14 protein-coding genes are annotated in these 18079 nt (G+C 43.6%); 9 read left to right on the plus strand and 5 right to left on the minus strand.

Annotated elements, in window-relative coordinates; genetic code table 11:
* Positions 1-204 precede the first annotated feature (204 nt).
* The gene (locus BLR93_RS05755; protein ID WP_093212050.1) at positions 205-1560 is read left to right on the plus strand and encodes an MATE family efflux transporter; all 1356 of its coding nucleotides are present in this window, start codon (positions 205-207) and stop codon (positions 1558-1560) included.
* A gap of 649 nt (positions 1561-2209) precedes the next feature.
* Here the strand turns inward: BLR93_RS05755 and asnB are convergent.
* Both asnB and BLR93_RS05770 read right to left on the minus strand, forming a co-directional pair.
* Positions 2210-4057: an asparagine synthase (glutamine-hydrolyzing) gene (gene asnB / locus BLR93_RS05765; protein ID WP_093212054.1), complete on the minus strand. Its 1848-nt coding sequence runs from the start codon at positions 4055-4057 to the stop codon at positions 2210-2212.
* Between the two features lie 120 nt (positions 4058-4177).
* Positions 4178-4543 carry a YisL family protein gene (locus BLR93_RS05770; RefSeq protein ID WP_093212056.1) on the minus strand — a complete coding sequence of 122 codons (366 nt, stop codon included), beginning with the start codon at positions 4541-4543 and terminating at the stop codon, positions 4178-4180.
* A gap of 153 nt (positions 4544-4696) precedes the next feature.
* Here BLR93_RS05770 and BLR93_RS05775 point away from each other — a divergent pair, with 153 nt between their 5' ends.
* The gene (locus tag BLR93_RS05775; RefSeq protein WP_093212058.1) at positions 4697-5893 is read left to right on the plus strand and encodes an ornithine--oxo-acid transaminase; all 1197 of its coding nucleotides are present in this window, start codon (positions 4697-4699) and stop codon (positions 5891-5893) included.
* A gap of 54 nt (positions 5894-5947) precedes the next feature.
* On the opposite strand, the gene BLR93_RS05780 is transcribed toward BLR93_RS05775, so the two are convergent.
* The gene (locus tag BLR93_RS05780) at positions 5948-7159 is read right to left on the minus strand and encodes a DUF418 domain-containing protein (RefSeq protein WP_093212060.1); all 1212 of its coding nucleotides are present in this window, start codon (positions 7157-7159) and stop codon (positions 5948-5950) included.
* Positions 7160-7319: 160 nt separating this feature from the next.
* Here BLR93_RS05780 and BLR93_RS05785 point away from each other — a divergent pair, with 160 nt between their 5' ends.
* The 7 genes from BLR93_RS05785 to BLR93_RS05815 all read left to right on the plus strand — a co-directional run bounded on the left by BLR93_RS05785 (position 7320) and on the right by BLR93_RS05815 (position 10784).
* Complete coding sequence (locus tag BLR93_RS05785; protein WP_093212061.1) at positions 7320-7538, plus strand: spore germination protein; 219 nt, start codon at positions 7320-7322, stop codon at positions 7536-7538.
* Positions 7539-7548: 10 nt separating this feature from the next.
* Positions 7549-7776: a spore germination protein GerPB gene (locus BLR93_RS05790; protein WP_093212062.1), complete on the plus strand. Its 228-nt coding sequence runs from the start codon at positions 7549-7551 to the stop codon at positions 7774-7776.
* A gap of 63 nt (positions 7777-7839) precedes the next feature.
* Positions 7840-8397 carry a spore germination protein GerPC gene (gerPC, locus tag BLR93_RS05795; protein WP_093212063.1) on the plus strand — a complete coding sequence of 186 codons (558 nt, stop codon included), beginning with the start codon at positions 7840-7842 and terminating at the stop codon, positions 8395-8397.
* Positions 8394-8600 carry a spore gernimation protein GerPD gene (locus BLR93_RS05800; RefSeq protein ID WP_093212064.1) on the plus strand — a complete coding sequence of 69 codons (207 nt, stop codon included), beginning with the start codon at positions 8394-8396 and terminating at the stop codon, positions 8598-8600. The genes gerPC and BLR93_RS05800 overlap by 4 nt, the downstream gene beginning before the upstream one ends.
* Entirely contained in the window at positions 8593-8982 is a 390-nt protein-coding gene (locus tag BLR93_RS05805; protein WP_093212065.1) for a spore germination protein GerPE, read from the plus strand. Before BLR93_RS05800 ends, BLR93_RS05805 begins: the two co-directional genes overlap by 8 nt.
* A gap of 35 nt (positions 8983-9017) precedes the next feature.
* Positions 9018-9236, plus strand: coding sequence for a spore germination protein (locus BLR93_RS05810; RefSeq protein WP_093212402.1), 219 nt, complete (start codon positions 9018-9020; stop codon positions 9234-9236).
* Positions 9237-9416: 180 nt separating this feature from the next.
* Positions 9417-10784 carry a DUF2254 domain-containing protein gene (locus tag BLR93_RS05815; protein ID WP_093212067.1) on the plus strand — a complete coding sequence of 456 codons (1368 nt, stop codon included), beginning with the start codon at positions 9417-9419 and terminating at the stop codon, positions 10782-10784.
* 65 nt (positions 10785-10849) lie between these two features.
* Here BLR93_RS05815 and addA read toward each other — a convergent pair whose 3' ends face one another.
* Both addA and addB read right to left on the minus strand, forming a co-directional pair.
* Positions 10850-14575: a helicase-exonuclease AddAB subunit AddA gene (addA, locus tag BLR93_RS05820; protein ID WP_093212069.1), complete on the minus strand. Its 3726-nt coding sequence runs from the start codon at positions 14573-14575 to the stop codon at positions 10850-10852.
* Complete coding sequence (addB, locus tag BLR93_RS05825; protein ID WP_093212071.1) at positions 14575-18066, minus strand: helicase-exonuclease AddAB subunit AddB; 3492 nt, start codon at positions 18064-18066, stop codon at positions 14575-14577. The genes addA and addB overlap by 1 nt, the downstream gene beginning before the upstream one ends.
* Positions 18067-18079: the final 13 nt, after the last annotated feature.

Here is an 18079-nt window from a genome sequence, read left to right on the forward strand (position 1 = left end):
AAGAGTAGCCCTTTCCCTCCCCTACCGTCAATTAAGAGACGGAAATTTTATTACGGAATTTCAAAAATGTCACCTTCCTGACATAAACATAAAGGTACTGCACCGAAAACAGCTTGCTGACAAATCACCGGAAACAGGATATACTAAATTGGATTTTTATAAAGCAGAGTTAAATCAAGGCTTGTACAAAGAGAGGTTAGACATATGAATGACTCAAACGTAAAAAAAATAAGTCTCTTTGCATTGACTTGGCCTATTTTCATTGAGATTTTACTCCATATGCTGATGGGTAATGCCGACACATTAATGTTAAGCCAGTATTCAGACAGTTCAGTAGCTGCTGTCGGCGTTTCGAATCAAGTTATTTCCGTAATAATTGTCATGTTTGGCTTTGTGGCCGCCGGTGCCGGGGTTCTTGTCGCTCAAAACCTTGGAGCGAAACAAACTAAGACAGCTGGGATGATTGCAGTTACTTCCTTAAGTTTGAATCTTTGGTTTTCCTTACTTCTTAGCTTTGGTTTATATTTGCTCAGCGAGCCAATATTGCAAATGATGGATCTCCCCGGGGAACTAATGGGAGAAGCCTCTGTATATTTAAACATCGTCGGGGGGTTGATTTTTGTCCAGGCGCTCATCATGACGGTAGCAGCCATTTTGCGCAGCTATGGATTTACGAAGGATACAATGTACGTGACCATAGCCATGAACATAGTGAATATTATCGGCAATTATTTTGTTATCTTTGGTCCGTTTGGCTTTCCCGTACTTGGGGTGGAAGGTGTTGCTTACTCGACGATTGCCAGCAGGTTTTTAGGGTTCGTAGCCTTACTGCTGCTTCTATTAAAAAGAAGCAACTATTCGCTTCCACTCGCTTCCTTTATCCAATTTAAAAAGCAGCATATCACAGATTTATTGCATATCGGGGTGCCCTCTGCCGGCGAACAGCTTTCTTATAATGCCAGTCAAATGGTAATCACTTACTTTATAGCCCAACTGGGAACAGTTGCTTTGACGACGAAAGTCTATGTGCAAAATATAATGATGTTTATCTTCCTATTCGTGCTGGCAATCGGACAGGGAACACAAATTCTAATTGGCCATCTTATTGGTGCCAAAGAATTAGACACCGCCTATAAGTATGGCATCAAAAGCCTGCAAATCTCTATCATCATATCTACTTTAGCAGCGATAGCCATTTACTTTTCAAGTGATTTTCTGCTTGGCATATTCACCGAAAGTGCTACTGTAGTGGAAAAAGGCGCCATGCTGTTGCTCATTACAATTGTTTTGGAACCAGGCCGGGCTTTCAACCTTGTTGTCATCAGCTCTCTTCGGGCAGCTGGTGATGTTAAATTCCCTGTATTCATTGGAATTATTTCCATGTGGGGAGTCAGCGTAACTTTTGCCTGGTTCTTCGGGCTCTTTCTTGGATTCGGTCTCATTGGAATATGGATTGCGTTTATTGCTGATGAATGGCTGCGCGGCCTGTTAATGCTAAGAAGGTGGCGTTCCAAAGTCTGGATCAGAAATTCTTTTACCAACACAAAAAGCGCCGGCTGACAGCTTCTTTAACCGGAGGAATTTCAAAAAGAGGTTGGGACAAAAGGATAGCGGCCAAAACAAAAATCGAACGATGATTCGAAATCCTTTGCATTCGAACTCGTTCGATTTTTCTTTTCCAATGCTTCATATCTCCTGCGGACACAAGGACAACTCTATTTCTTCCTTCGAACAAGGTTCGGTAATTAAACTTGCGCCGGCAGCATCCTTCGCTTTCCGTGGGCACGGCTTCAACCTCCTTGAAAATAAAGGAGTCATTTTTGGCTGCGATGATAGGGCTGTTGGCTGAAAACAGTACACAGACTTTCAGTGGAGGAAATCCACGGAGACTCCTTCGGGAGGGAAGGCCTCGGTGAGACCCCGCAGAGCGCAAGCTCGAGGAGGCTCACCAGCCGCCCGCGGAAAGCGTAGTGGATTTCCGCAGCGCACGCAGTACGAATGTTTATCTGATACTACTGGGACATTGCCATTTATAATAATTTTGTCATCAATCGAATGCTTAAAGAGACCCTTTTAAAACTTCATATGCTGTCATTGTTCTGTTTTGGCAAGTGGATGGCCCGTCTTCTTGAGAATTTAACCATAGAAAAACTGCACCTTCAATTGTTGAGTGTCTAACAATTGGGGTACAGTTCATACATATTACTGCCTAATGTTCAATTTTTATGTCGTACTTCCGCAGCCAGTGGTCGATTTGTCCCAGATGTGCCAACAGCTGTGGGCCAGTCATCAATTGGCCAAACCACGGAGCTTCTATTTCCTTGCCCTCCGTTTTGACTAGTTTTTCAACTTGCTTACGATCAAAAATTTCAAATAACCTGGCTTCTGGATCTTCCAATATTTGTTTCAGCCAGGAAACCACGGCATTTGTATAAATCGGATTATGTGTTTTCGGGTACGGGCTCTTTTTCCGGTATAAAACTTCTTCCGGCAGCAGTCCTTCTAATGCTTTCCTTAAAATCCCTTTCTCTCTCCCTTTGTATGTTTTCATTTCCCAGGGAATGTTCCATACGTATTCTACCAGCCTGTGATCGCTGAAAGGTACGCGGGCTTCAAAGCTCGCCCCCATACTCATCCTATCTTTCCGGTCCAACAATGTCGGCATAAACCAGTGCATATTCAAATAAAACATTTGCCGCCGCTGTCTTTCCAAGGGACTGTCCCCGTCGTATTCAGGGGTGCCATTAATTGTCTGATGATACCGATGGAGCATATATCCATGCAAATCAAGTTTTTCTTTCCACTCATCGGTAAGTAAGGATCGCCGCATCTCTGATGACCGGATCCATGGGAAACCGTCGCGGGCTAAGTCGTCTTCCCGGTAGAACCAAGGATAGCCGCCGAAGATCTCATCCGCACACTCTCCTGACAAAGCGACAGTAACTTCTTTTTTTGTCTGCCTGCAAAACCAAAGCAGCGACGAATCAACATCAGCCATTCCAGGTAAATCCCGCAGTTCCACCGCTTCCTTCAATAGTTCTGCCAATGTATTGTTATCCATGACGAAATTGTGGTGGTCCGTCGAACAGGCTGCGCTCATTTTGCCGATAAATTCTTTATCGCTGTTTGGCTGGAAGGAGCTCTTTTTAAAGTATTTATCGTTATCTTCATAATCTATCGAAAAAGTCGACAGCTGACGGTTATCCTGCTGTTTCAAATAGTTAGCAGCAATAGCGGTGATGGCACTGGAATCGACTCCGCCTGACAGAAAGGTACCGAGTGATACATCAGACACGAGCTGCCTTTCTACTGCATCGGTCAGCAGCTCCCGAACCACTTTCGCAGTAGTTTCGATGTCATCTTGATGTTGTTTGCTTACCACATTCCAATATCGCTCGGTCCGAAAACCGTCCTTCGATAATATGCCAAAGTGGGCAGCCTGCAGTTCATTGATTCCTTTAAAAACCCCGTGGCCCGGTGTACGGGATGGTCCCAGGGCGAGAATTTCGCTAAGGCCTTCCTTATCCAGTACAGCGTCTACTTCATCATGGGCAAGTAACGCTTTGATTTCGGAAGCAAACAACAGCCCCTCTCCATGTTGTTTATAAAATAACGGCTTAACGCCAAGGCGATCTCTTGCCATGAACAGCTGTTCCTGTTTTGAATCCCAGACAACAAAAGCAAAAATGCCGTTTAATTTTTCCACACACGCTTCTTTCCATTGTATATAGCTTTTCAGCAATACCTCCGTGTCCGAATGGGAAGAAAAGGTCCATCCTTCAGCCAATAGTTCTGCTCGTAAATCTTCCGTATTATATAACTCGCCATTATAGACCATGACATAATTGGAGGCTTCCCGCAGGCATGTCATCGGCTGCTTGCCTCCAGCCGGGTCCACAACGATTAAACGCTGATGGCCAAAAGAAGCTTGAGTGGAAAACCATTCATTATACTCATCAGGACCTCTGTGCTGTATTGTATCGGCCATTTTCCTGATTGTTGCAGCTTCCCCGGTAAGATCGCGCTTATAATCCACCCAGCCTGTAATTCCACACATATAGTGAACACACCCTTTCTTTTACCGCTTCTTTATACGTATGATGAAAGCGCCTAGAGTGTGATTATGATGAATAAAAAAAGCACCACCAAACAGGTGATGCTTCTTTTGTCTGCTAATTTAAGGTAAAAAGCCTAACGGCAGCCTGCCAAATCCAAGAGCGAGAACAATTACTACAGCGATAGCAAACTGCACCCAAACTCCGAGTACTGGTTTACCTTTCCTGTACTTCCCTAAGATCATTTCCATCACTGCAATGACCCACAGACCAGCTAGGGCTTTGACAATGACCTCTCCCAGCATATAGGAAGGGTTGAAATAATTCATCAACAATTCGCCGCCGGAGTAAAGAATCAATAAATAATCCAGTCTGAGTATCATATGAAGTATTTTTCCCGGTTTGTTTTTGCCTTGCTTGTTTAACATTAAAGCTAGTCCAAACAAGATGAACGCTAGTACCCATGAAGTTATATGTAGATGCGTCATGACGTACCTCCTTTTTAATCGGTCAAGGTAATCATATCATTTTTCAGCCATCATTTCATTTGAAAGATTTGTGTCATTTCAGAGTAGAGAAAATATATAGCAAAACTGTTATAATGTAAGCGTATTGCTTAATTTTTGAAACGGAGGGATACCATGGTACGATCTAGTCAGGAAATTATTGACCAAACCCAGGAATACGGAGCAAAGAATTATCACCCGCTTCCTATTGTGGTGACGAAAGCTGAAGGTGTGTGGGTAGAAGATCCAGAAGGAAACCGTTACATGGATATGCTTAGCGCCTATTCCGCAGTAAATCAAGGCCATCGTCACCCACATATCATTAATGCATTGAAAGAACAAGCTGATCGCGTTACCCTGACATCAAGAGCGTTTCACAACGACCAATTAGGCCCATGGTACGAAAAAGTATGTAAATTAACTAATAAAGAAATGACCTTGCCGATGAACACCGGCGCAGAAGCAGTTGAAACCGCTGTAAAAGCCGTCAGACGCTGGGGCTATGATGTCAAAGGCATCGAAGATAATCAGGCAGAAATTATTGCTTGTACCGGTAACTTCCATGGCCGGACAATGACAGCTGTTTCCCTATCGTCGGAAGATGAATATAAACGAGGGTTCGGGCCTACTCTTCCAGGAATTAAGCTGATTCCATACGGAGATATTGAAGCCTTAAAGGAAGCAATCACCGAGAACACGGCTGGCTTTCTGCTCGAGCCTATCCAAGGGGAAGCAGGGATCGTTATGCCTCCAGAAGGTTATTTAAAACAGGCATATGATCTATGCAAACAAAATAATGTATTATTTGTCGCCGATGAAATCCAGGCAGGCCTCGGAAGAAGCGGAAAAATGTTTGCCTGTGATTGGGAAGATGTAACTCCAGATGTTTTAATCCTTGGTAAAGCCCTAGGCGGCGGAGTCTTTCCGATTTCCTGCGTAGTGGCCAATAAAGATATCCTGGGCGTTTTTAACCCTGGTTCCCACGGTTCCACCTTTGGCGGAAACCCACTGGCATGCGCTGTTTCGATAGCAGCATTGGATGTTATCGAGGAAGAAAATCTTGTCGATCGTTCGCTTGAACTTGGAAATTATATGATGGGTGAATTAGTTAAAATTAATAACAAGGCAATTAAAGAAGTTAGAGGGAAAGGATTATTCATCGGTGTTGAACTAACCGAGCCTGCCCGTCCTTATTGTGAAAAACTAAAAGAAAAAGGATTGTTATGCAAAGAAACACACGATAATGTTATCCGGTTCGCCCCGCCATTGACCATCGAAAAGACCGACTTGGAATGGGCGGTAAGAAAAATAAAAGAAGTATTAGAAGCGTAAATTATTAAAGAAGGAGCGATCTGCAGCCAGGCAGCGCTCCTTCTTTATGGTTATTTACTTCCTTCCAGGAAATCCTGATCGTTCGTTTGCCTTTTTAAATGATTGCCTTCTGCCGTAAGTTAAGCTTCGCCACAGCCATTCCACAGGGCCAAATCGATAATGCTGAAACCACCATTTACTTAGGATAACTTGCAGGCTGAATATGACCAGCACAAGGATGGCACTGTGAATCGGACGGATGGAACCATAGAAACCAAAACCGACGGAATAGAAAAGAAAGAAACAAATGATGGATTGTAAGAGATAATTAGTTAGAGACATCCGTCCGACAGAGGTGAGCGGTTCTAACAGCTTTCTAAGTGCTGTCTGTTGAAATGCCAATGTCAGCGACAGCAAATAAAAAAGGGCTGAAGAACTGCCGCCGATGATATCCTGCAAGCTGCCGAGCCACATCGGATTGCCAATCAAGTAGGGGCCAGCTTTTACAAGCATAAAGAGGAGCCCTGTCACTATCCAGGCCTTGGCAAGCAATCTTTTATGCTTTCCGACATGGTAGAGCCATTTCTTTCTCGCTGTGTAAATCCCGAGCAGGAATAAAGGCAGTAAGTTACAGATCAAAAATAAATAAGTGATACCTCCATTGGCATAAAGCCAATCACCCGCATTCTGCTGCCAAATATCCAGCAATGAACCATTCCCGTAATTTGCAAAAGATTGATTGACTTGGCGTGAAGTGTTTTGTGCCAAGTTATCCAGCTGATCCCTCACCAAATAATACAAACCTGTCAGCAGCAATGCCGGAATAATCAACATTGCGATACTCCAACTTATCAGTGTGGAATTTTTTCGTCGATAAAAGAAAAATAACAACAAGCCGATCAATCCATATGATAACAAAATATCTCCATGCCAAATTAGAAAAGAATGAATCAGGCCGAATCCAATCAAGACCATCATCCGGCGGAGTAATATGTAGTGGACATTTAATTGTTTCGCTTCCAGCCTTTCCCGCATTAGTTGAAAGCCAAATCCAAATAAAAAGGAAAACAACGTATAAAAGCTGGCTTGGAAAAAAATATCGATAATCGTTTGCACCGCATGATCAACCGGCAACGACCAATACTGCTCTTCTCCCCCGTACAAAAAAAATGGCGCATTAAAAGCTGGTACATTGACCATGAAAATTCCGAGTATCGCCAATCCCCTAGCCGCATCAATCCATGCAAGCCTTTGGTTATCTTCTATCGGGCCCCCTGTTCGCCGCATCTGTCCCTCTCCTCATTTCGCATTTAGTCTAGTGCCATATTATACCATGACAATCAAATAACTAATATTAAGTTTCTTTAAAGCTGAAGATGTTTCATACATTATACAGCAGCACCCACTTTGCCTTTTTTCATAAGCTATAAAAAAGGAGGTATCGTCTATGCCTGCTGTGGTCGGAGCTGTTAAAGTGAACACAGTTTCTTCATCCAGCATTTTTAATATTGGTGATGTATATGCGATAAACCCTTATACAACTGCGAAGACATTTGCTGGCGGGGGATCCTTCAATACAGGGAATGGCATTCAAATTCAACTTCAGCAGTCGAATACCCAATTTATAGACGACGATGTCATCGATCAACCGAATATTAGCAGTTAGGAGGCTTTCCATGAATTTAACAGTCCATCAGTCGATTTCTATCCACATGTTAAAAGTTAATAATGTTTCCAACTCTTCCATTATTCAAATTGGAAGTGCCGGAATGGTCCGGGCCAAATCCGAACTGTATAATACCGGCGGATATACCGAGCCAGCTGATCCTGCTGAACCGTCAGAGCCAGCAGGAAATTCCATCCCACAGGATTCACCCCTTGTCCCGCTTGCTCCTGCTACCTAATGCACAATTTATCTTTTCAGGCATAATTTAAAATAGGTCTTTGCCTAGAAAGGAGTTTTTCTAGTGACGCATCCACACTATTGGGAAGCATACATGGCACAGCTGCATCAGTATATTCAGCAACAGGACCGAAGAATTAGAGACCTGGAAACGAGAGTAACAGAGTTGGAAAATAAGAAAACGAATCAAACAAATGTCGAGCGGATTGATTATCACTTTGATCAGTTGAAAATTGAGCGGTTGGATGGCACACTCCATATAGGACTGAGCCCTGATGGCTTGTCGAACATTGAAGATATGGTAGTTGACCAGAACCAGCCATATAGGGAGCAATCAACAGCCGCCCCTTCCCAGCAGGTGGTTTCGGCACTTGACCAATACGTAGCGACAGAAACACCGAAAATACTCCATCAACTCTCACAAAAATATAATCATCAGCTCTCCCCGCAGCAAATGGAAATGGTGATAAACGATATTAGAAAGCAACTACCAGACAGAGTCGCCTATCATATGGAAAACCGTGAAAATGAATCAGATTTAAGTAATATCGAGGAACAAATCCAGGAAGAAATCAATCATTCCCTCCATGAATTTTTTCACAAAGGAGATTTCCCACTATGAGATTTGAAGTACACAATTGGGGAGTTAATGTTGATAATATCCAGATTTCCGGAATCTCTTCCTCTTCTGTCCTGTTGATAGGGGACAATGAAGAAATCAACTTACAATCATTTTTTGACACTCCACCAGAATCATATATTGTCGGCTCTCTTGTTCCATTAGGCCGCAACCAAACGGGTAGTGATTGTGAACGGGATGAATAAAAGAAAAGTCCACTTAAACAGTATTTATCTTAATTCCATCTCCTACAGTTCTATTTTCGAAATAGGAGATACCGAAAGCTGCCATCCGGTAACAAAGGCGATAGCTGTCCAACAGGAAGATTTAAAGTTTCAGGAGGAAGCTTTTGACTTTGCCGACTTTGATATTTTCTCCAGAAAGGCTGATCGACTAGCATCGGCATTTTCAGTCAAACAAGAGAACATTCACCATTCCGCCAGGATAAATGTAGGACAAATTAGTATTATTGGCGCTTCCTCTTCCTCAGTCGTTCAAATAGGCAGTCTCGCTAACCTTCACTCGGAAGCGCGGATTAAGCATATCCGGGTTTTGAAAGAGGAACAAGACAACGAGGCAGAAATATAATATAGTAAATGTTGTTTAAAGAAGGTGTCGACTTTATGCCATCGATTGTAGGCCCGATTAAAATCAACGGTGTTGATGGAGGAGTGATCAATTTCGGTGACAGCTTTTATTTGTCGCCCAAAAGCACATCCAAGGTCAGCTCTGGCTCTGGTTCGTTCAATACTGGTGACTTTATCAATACCAACAGCGGTCTCAATGCTACCAATACGGCCGACCCTGATCTTTCTGATCAGAACGTGGCCGGAAATGCGTGAGCAGCCGAAAATTCTTAGAATCATCCCCCTGGGTGCCTCAACCAACTGCCTACAGTGTTTTCTGGAGGGCTTCCAGGAGGATTTTCTGGCTTGTCCTGTTTTATTGTCTGTTCAGAAGGGTAATAATTGAGAGGCCGATATTACTCGTTAAAGAAACCAAACCAGACAAGGAGACACTATATGTTTCTCAAATTATTACCCGAATCAATCAGTAAATATTTCCGGATGTCGAGGCGCCAGCGGGAGCATGAGTTGAAATTTACGTTGTGGCGGATGCCTGTCATCTATATATTGATAACCTTCCTGTTAGCAGCTGTTACCCTTGCGCTTGATTTAGTGCTTGGTATATCTGAAGGGAAAAGGTTTGCTGTCAATTTCGAAACTACCAGGCTGCTTGTCAGTTCATTGATCGGCGGTATCTTAACACTGAGCGCCTTCTCTTTAAACAGTTTATTAGTTGTCTTGACTACCTTCAGCGGGCAATTCTCTCCAAGGATGCTGCAAGACTTCATTGCGGACAGGCAAACACAGCATATTATGGGTATTTTTAATGGAAGCTTTGTTTATGTCTTACTGATTTTTTTATTTATCAGTAGTTACTCTAAACACTATTTCATTGCTGTTCCAGTCGTTACTTGTATATTAGCATTTATAACTGCCTTGACATTTATCTTTTTCATCAACCATGCAACCTCCTGGATGCAGGTCCATAATATAACATTTAATATGAAAAATATCTCCAAAGAAATCATTCGTTACTCATTGAAAAAAGATTTGGAAGAATTCCGCACCATGGAGCCTGGCGATCTTTTGGAGAATTACCGTTCTAATGCCACCATTGTCCGGGCACAAACACCCGGTTACGTCCAGCTTATTAATTACCGGGAAATGATTGAACAAGCCCGCCAGGATAATATTATTATTAAGGTTAACGCACGTGTCGGCAATTTTGTCCTATCATATAATCCGCTATTCACTTATTGGGGGCCTGGGGCTGAAAATATAAACGAAGAAAAGTATCAAAACATGATCATCATCGGACATAAGGAAACCGAAATCCAGGATATTAAGTCGGGGATGAAAAAACTTGCGGAAGTATCAGTCAAAGCTATCGGAAACGATGATCCCCGTACGACTATCAATGCCATTCACCAAATGGGAGAATTGTTGTTGACCATCGATCAATACATTACTTTTACGCCTTACTTAGCAGACAATGACAGACAAGTAAGAGTAATAATCGGCAAAGATACATTTGACTTTTACTTATATCAGGGGTTTGGTACGATAAGGCATTATGCCAAAAATGATTTTCCGATAACCTTTGAAATCATTTCTTCCCTTAGCATGTTGGCTTTATCGATTGATCCGTCCAAGTATGCGGGATTATGGAATTTTGCTTATGAAACGGTCCAAAATGTAGGAAAAGATATTATTTACGATAGTGAACGACACATGCTGCTTCATAAGCTTTATAAATTAGCTTCAACTACGGGCAATGAATTGGCCTATTATCAAGTTGAAAAACAATTAACCGGTTCCAAGTGAACCGGTTAATTGTTTTTCATATTTTAAGTTTTTCAATGAACCGCCCTGCTCCGATTAAAGTTCCTCTAAACTTCGACAAGCAGAGGGCCGTTAAAGAAGTACAAGTATTTTTGTGTAACAGGCTGTTTCCATATCTGTTCCAATGCTTGGGCATAAAGGGATAACTGCACCTGGTAGCGTTCCATCAGCTTTTTCTTTATCTGTGGAGTCACTTCGCCATCGATGGCGTCTGATTTATAATCCAGGATTATCCAGCCACCTTCTGAGGGAATAATACAATCAATCACCCCTTGGACAAGCACCTGTTCATTAGTATCCTCCTGCCAATCGGCATAAACCTCTTTAGCATTAATCGATAGACTGAAAGGTACCTCGCGGGTAACTTGCTCGGCATTGACTAAGAGTGTACCCATCTCTGTTTCAAAGAAACGCTCGATTGCCGCTAAATTAATCACATCAGCTTCTTCTTGTGTAAGAATCTCTTTCGTCACTAATCCTTGTACATACTCGCTTAGTTCGGAAGATGTCCACTTTTTGTCCAGAGGCAGATGCTGCATCACCGTATGCATGGCACTTCCTCTTTCTGCAGCTGTCAGCTGTTTTTCTTTTTGCATGAAGCGGGGACGCCTTACAATAGGTGCTTTATGGCGCTGTACAAGTTGGTCACTGCTGTATTCATCCTTTACTTCTCTTTGCCGTTTTAACTCGGTAACAGTCTGCTTGGCACGGTAATGGGATGCGTTAGTAAAAGGGTATGTGTAAGACAACCGGCTTGAAACCTTTTCGTCCATAGCCATATCAGTCCCTGTAACAGGCTTCCACTCTTTGATAGATTTTTCAATTTGAGCCTGTTCGATAGCTTCCTTTTCTGTCAAATTCGCAAGTTCACTGCCATGAAGCAGCTGTACTTGCCATTTAGAGGGATCCTGCCGGATGGAATCCGGCACTTGAACGCTCACTTCTACCTGGCGCAGTTGCTGGCTGGTGTCGTGCCGAATTAACGCTGGACCGATCCAATCTAGATAGCTCTGTGTTTCCAACCGGTAATGAGCGGGAAGCACCCATTCCTTATGGTCAACCATTTGCTGCCATTGCTCCTGCTTCTTTTCAAACGAAGCCACATTGCCTACCATGACCAGTTTTTCTTTAGCCCTGGTAAGCGCAACATAAAGCACCCTCATTTCCTCTGCCAGCAGCTCGCGCTGTTTTTCCTTTTTCAAAGCATGGTAAGCTAGCGTCGGGTACATAATCCGTTTATCAGGATCAATAAACTTACTGCCAAACCCTAAATCTTTATGGAGCAGATACTTTTGCTTTAGGTCCTGTTGGTTAAATTGCTTGTCGAGTGCCCCTAAAATGACGACCGGAAACTCAAGCCCTTTGCTTTTATGAATGGTCATCAGCCGGACAACGTCTTCCTGCTCGCCCAGTGCCCTGGCCGCCCCTAAATCATCGCCGCGTTCTTCCATTCTTTCAATAAATCTTAAAAAGCGGAATAAACCGCGAAATGAGGTGCTTTCATACGTTCTGGCCCTGTCATAAAGAGCCCGCAAATTAGCCTGGCGCTGTCTGCCGCCTGGAATCCCGCCAACAAAATCATAGTAGCCAGATTCCCGATAGATTTGCCAAATCAACTCGGACAAAGCACCCTGTCTCGCCCTTACCCGCCAATCCTTTAATTTGTTCAAAAAGGAGCGGACTTTTGTTCCTTTATTGTTATCTGGCGTCTTAGCGATAAAGGCAGTCAATGCCTCATAATAGGAAGCATGTTTTTTTGCCAGACGAATTTCCGCTAAATCCTCCTCATCCAATCCGACAATCGGCGACCGCAGGACAGAGGCAAGCGGGATATCCTGCTTAGGATTATCAATTATTTTTAACAGACTGATCATGATTTTAATCTCAATAGCCTCCAAATAACCGGTAGACAGCTCGGCATAAACAGGAATCCCCTGCTGTTTCAATTCTTCGGTTATTGTCGGCGCCCAGGTCATCGAACGTTGCAAAATAACAATGTCGCGGTACTGGAGATCTCTTTGGCTGCCCGTCGATTTATCAACCACTTGCATGGGCGGTGTATCTTCGGTCCCAATCCATTTTTTAATCATGCGGGCATAAGCTCTTGCTTCCAACTGCGCTTTCTCCAAGTCCTGAAAATTTTCACCGCCATTATCTTCCGTCTGGTTGCTTTCCTGGTTTTCTCGGTCAATAATGACAAGTTCAGCATCTGTGTCGCTCAGCTGCAACTCATCGTAAATCTTATTGGCATATATTAGCTCTGCCTCTGGTTCGTAATTCATCTCTCCAACATCTTCACTGAGCAGCTGCCTGAAAATATAATTAGCTGCAGATAGTACTTGCTCTCTGCTCCGGAAGTTTCTTGCCAAATCAATCCGTTTACCCGGATTTGCCTCCTCGGCAAAATGCTTATATTTGTTAATAAATAATGACGGCTCGGCATGCCTGAACCGGTAAATGCTTTGTTTAACATCACCAACCATAAACATATTGCCTGTTCCCTGCTGATCTGTAATCAATGACAGCAATGTTTCCTGGACAAGATTGGTATCCTGGTATTCATCCACCATTACTTCCGCAAACGAATAGCGAAGGTTCTCGGCAACTTTGGATGGTACAATTTTGTCAGGTGTCGCTGTTTCATCCAAAAGTACTTGTAAACAATAATGTTCTAAATCTGAAAAATCAACAATTGCTTTTTCTCTCTTTAATTGGGTATATCGCTGTTTAAATTCCTTTACTAAAGAAGTCAGCTGGACGATAGTAGGGTGAAGGCTTTTCATATCTGCCAAATAAGCCGCCATGCTCCGGGAAAACCAATCGCCAGCCAGGTCATTCCAACGCTTTTTATAACTATTTCTTAAATCTTTTACTTTGTCTTTTTTTTCCTCTGCACAGTCCACTTTCTTCCTTGATAGGGTTTGAAACTTACTCTCTATAAAAAAGATTTGGGCTTCGTCCCAGGAACTTTTCAAATGATCGGCCGCTTGATGAATCATTTCCAAATCAGCCGCAATTGTTTCGGCATAATGATAAGGGCCATCATTTTCTTTCGTCAATGCCATCGCAGCTTCTGCTTCATGTTTCATGGCTGCAAGCTGGCTGTCTACTTCCCGCTTAAGAATTGAGAGCCATGGCAGGTTATTCTCTGTTTCGTTTTCATCGACATTGTACATTGCTGCCATGCGGTCCAGCCAAGCATCAGGCCAGGGGTTTTGCGTAGCGAAGTCATACAGCTTGAGAATTAGCTCTTCGACCTCCAGATCACTGCGGTCATTGGAAAAACGGTCAACTACTGCAAAGAAAGCCGCTTGCTCATCTCCTTGTTTCCCATACCATTCCTCAAACATATCTTCTAAAACTTCCTGGCGGATCATGTCTCCTTCGATCGTATCAGCGAGGCGGAAGCCCGGATCTATATCCAATAAATAAGCATGCTGCCGGACGATATCCATACAAAAAGAATGCAATGTAGAAATCGAAGCGCGCTGCAACAGAGACAGTTGTTTTTTTAAGTGACGCGAGGACGGGTTCTCTTCTAGGGCTGCTTCCAACGCTGTGCCGACCCTGTTTCTCATTTCCTGTGCTGCAGCATTGGTAAATGTTACGACAAGCAGGGAATCAATATCAATTGGCTGTTCCTTATTCAGCAGTTTTTGAATAATTCTTTCTACAAGAACCGCTGTTTTTCCCGATCCGGCAGCTGCTGCCACCAGAATGTCGCTTCCTCCGGCATAAATGGCCTGTTCCTGCTCTTTTGTCCATTGTGGCATTACTCATCCTCCTTCCTGGCAATCGCATTTAAAACATCTTCATCCTTCATGTCTTTTAAACGACGGTAATTATTTTCGTGTAAGGTTGGATCAAACTGGCAGACCGATTTAAACGGACAGTGTGTACATGCTACTTGCTGCTTTTGCTGGTAAGGATTTAGATGTACGCCGCCGTTGGTAATATCGGTCCCTGCCTGCACCATCAGTTCTCGTATATATGCTTGCAGCTGATCAAAGGTCTCCCTTTCAGCTGTATTGGACCCTTTTCGGAAGTCTCCGTTCTTTTTTAGCCCCGCCGGGACGATTTGGCTTGAACCGGTATCCAGTCCAGTATCCATCATTTTGACGATTTGTTCATCTTCTACTAGCAGTCCCTGCATTTTAAACTTCTTGAAAATTTCTTTCTGAATCTCGTTATCATCTAATCTTTTATTTTCCGAAAGCATCGGGTTATGGACATGAAAATACAATACACCTGCCGGACTGGCCTTGACCCCCAGCCACTGTTCTGAATGAGAAAGAATTACATCCAGGTATGCCAGCATCTGCAGGGCAAGTCCATAATAAACCTCAGTCAGGTTCAGCCCCTTCGCGCTGGACTTGTAGTCAATGATGCGCAGGAGCAAATTATCCTGATTCAATGCTTTATCGACCCTATCTATTCTGCCTCTAAGCATTAGTTCAAAGCCATTCGGCAGATCTATCGTTATTGGGGGCAGGTCTTGATCCGGGCCAAACCCTAATTCCAGCCCTATTGGCGAAAACTGGCTCTGCCTGGCCTGTTCACTTAAGACATATGCTGCCCGTGCTATAATCTCCTGCAGTTTTTGTTGGATATATTGATATCTGTTAGAGCTGTGCAAAATTTGATTCTGCAGTACAGGGGCCAAGCTTTGAACTGCCCTGCCTGCATACTGGGCCGTTTCTTCCCTTTGTAAATCCGAGAAATTTCTGCCTTCATTTTGAACCCACTCGGTAATCTTCTTTAACGCTTCGTGGAAGAGTTGTCCAATATCTGGGGCATCCAGTTTGTACGTCCGGCGCTCCTCCAAACCGAGACTGTATTTGGCAAAATGCTGATAAGAACAGCGATAGTACATTTCCAGCCTGGAAACACTAGCTTTTACTTCACGCGGATAAAGCTGTTTAGCCGTCTCTTCCTTCAAGCTGGTTGGTGTATTTTTGTAAAATAGACTTTGCAGGATGGTATAAGCTTGGTCATATTTCTGTTCATTGGCTATATACCAGTTTAAAACACTCCACCAGACTTGATGGATTGGATAGCCTCGCAGGTTTCTTGCCAATTGGGCGGTAAGAGCTGCCCTCGTTTTCATTGGCGTAGTTATAAATCTGTCTGCATCCATCAGCTCTTCCGGGTCCTGAAGCAGTTTCTGATCGCTGCAAGCGGGAAATAAGTCTTCAACACGATTGATTAATTGAGAAGGAACCTTCGACTTTCCTTCTTCATCGCTAAGCGGATAGCTGATCCACAATTTATCTCTAGCACAAGTGAAAGCCAGATAGACGTAGAACCAGTCATCAAGCAGCTGGCGTTTGCTGCCGTCAGCAAGCTGTAATCCCTGCTCTGCCAGCAGCTCACGTTCCTCTTCAGAAATCATGCCGTCAATCGATGGTTTCATCGGCCAGACTCCTTCATTAACGCCCAATAAGAACGCACATTTAATGCCGGTAATCCTTGATCGGTCGATGGTTCCAGTGATGACATGATCCATGCTCGGCGGAACATGGGCAAATTTAAGGGATTCAAAACCTGATTCAAGTGTACCTCTGAAAAGCTGCAGCGAAATTTTATCATCACCGACTATTTCTACCATTTCATCCAACAACTGAATGACTCCATCCCAAACTTGTTCTTGTTCACGGCCTTGTTCGTTCCTCCCCTGGTCATCTAGCAGGCTGCGCGTCTGCTCCAGCTGTTCAGGAACACGTAATGCTTCCAGCCATTCAAAAATAACACGTGCTTTATCCTTTACGAATGTTGCCTGTCTAATTTGTTCATCGAATGGCTTTATTGCCTGGACCACTTGATCACGGTAACGATTAATCCTTGTCTGAATCTCTCGTTCTTTATCTGTTTGCGACGCCTGATCGAATCCGCGGAACCGCTGAAATTTCCATTCCTGATCACTGTACCAGCGGTCTCGTCCCCGAACACCGTACTCCAGCACATAATTCTCCAATTCATCAATCGCATCCTCATTTAGAGGATAGCGGGAATCGCCTTGGGGAATGAATCCAGTTTTTAAGAGTCTGAAGACAGCGTCATAGCGCCAGTTGCCTTCTGCCATATCTAATGCCGATCTTATTAACTCTAGGAGGGGATGGTTCATCATCGTTCTTTTTTCGTCAATAAACACAGGGATTCCATAATCACTGAAGACTGTGTCAATCAAATCATGATACACATCCGTCTGTCTGATCAACACAGCAATATCTTTAAAGCGATAGCCTTCTTCTCTAATCAGGCGCAGTATTTCCTGGGCTGCCCCTTCCACTTCTGCCCGCGGATGTACAGCCTGTGCAAGCTGAATTGGCACATCGCCTTCGTATGGAGGCGCCGGCCTTACATCAAAATATTCCTCCAAGTGAGCAAAATATGGCCGGTTCTCAAACCTGCCCCCTGTATGGCCCAGATGGTGGATACTGTCGATGGGTATCCCGTTTTCTTTAGTTATTGCTCGGAGAGTCTGGTACGTTTCCGCCGGGAGGCAAAAAAGATCCAACTCTGATGTCTGTTCATCTGACGGACCGTCAATTGCCAGCGTAATAGATACTTGTTTCACTTTCTTCATTAGTGCCTCTACAACCAATAATTCCTGTGGGGTAAAATGATGAAATCCATCCAAATACACTTCAGCTTCTTCCAGAAAAGCAGCTTCTTCGATTTTTTCCGACAACAGCTGTAGCTGATCCTCGCTATCAATATATTGGTCTTTCAAGGCGGCAACTAATTTGTCATAAATATAGCTTAAGTCTTCCAGTTTGTTTTTTAAAGCAGTTTCTCCCGGATACTTGTGTGTAAACCTGTCCATTTCCAAGATTTGCGCTGCCAGTACCTCAGGGGTGATCCGGTAACGCTTGAACTCGGTAATCATATGTTCCAACTGCTCCATAAATCCTTGTTTTTCTATCGCTTTCTGGAAAACATTCCAGTCTGATTTTCTTTCTTCGGTTATTTTACGAAGCATCATCTGAATCCCGGTCGAACTGATAAATTTTCTCGTTCCTCCTCCTGTTTCCTGAAACACTCGCCAGGCTAACCGGGAAAAACTAAATACTTGTCCACGAATACTGCCATTGATTGACTCCCGTTTCAGCAGCGCATATTCTTGCTGAAATGTCATTTGATCGGGAACAATATATAAAATAGGCGGCCCTTTGGGGTCGTCACTTAGTTTCTCTTCTATTTCCTGAAGGCACTGATTACTCTTGCCTGCTCCTGCTTTTCCCAGCAAAAATCTAATCCCCATCGTCACACTCTCC

Origin of the sequence: Sediminibacillus albus, from assembly GCF_900101125.1 — a bacterium.
Lineage (GTDB): Bacteria > Bacillota > Bacilli > Bacillales > Amphibacillaceae > Sediminibacillus > Sediminibacillus albus.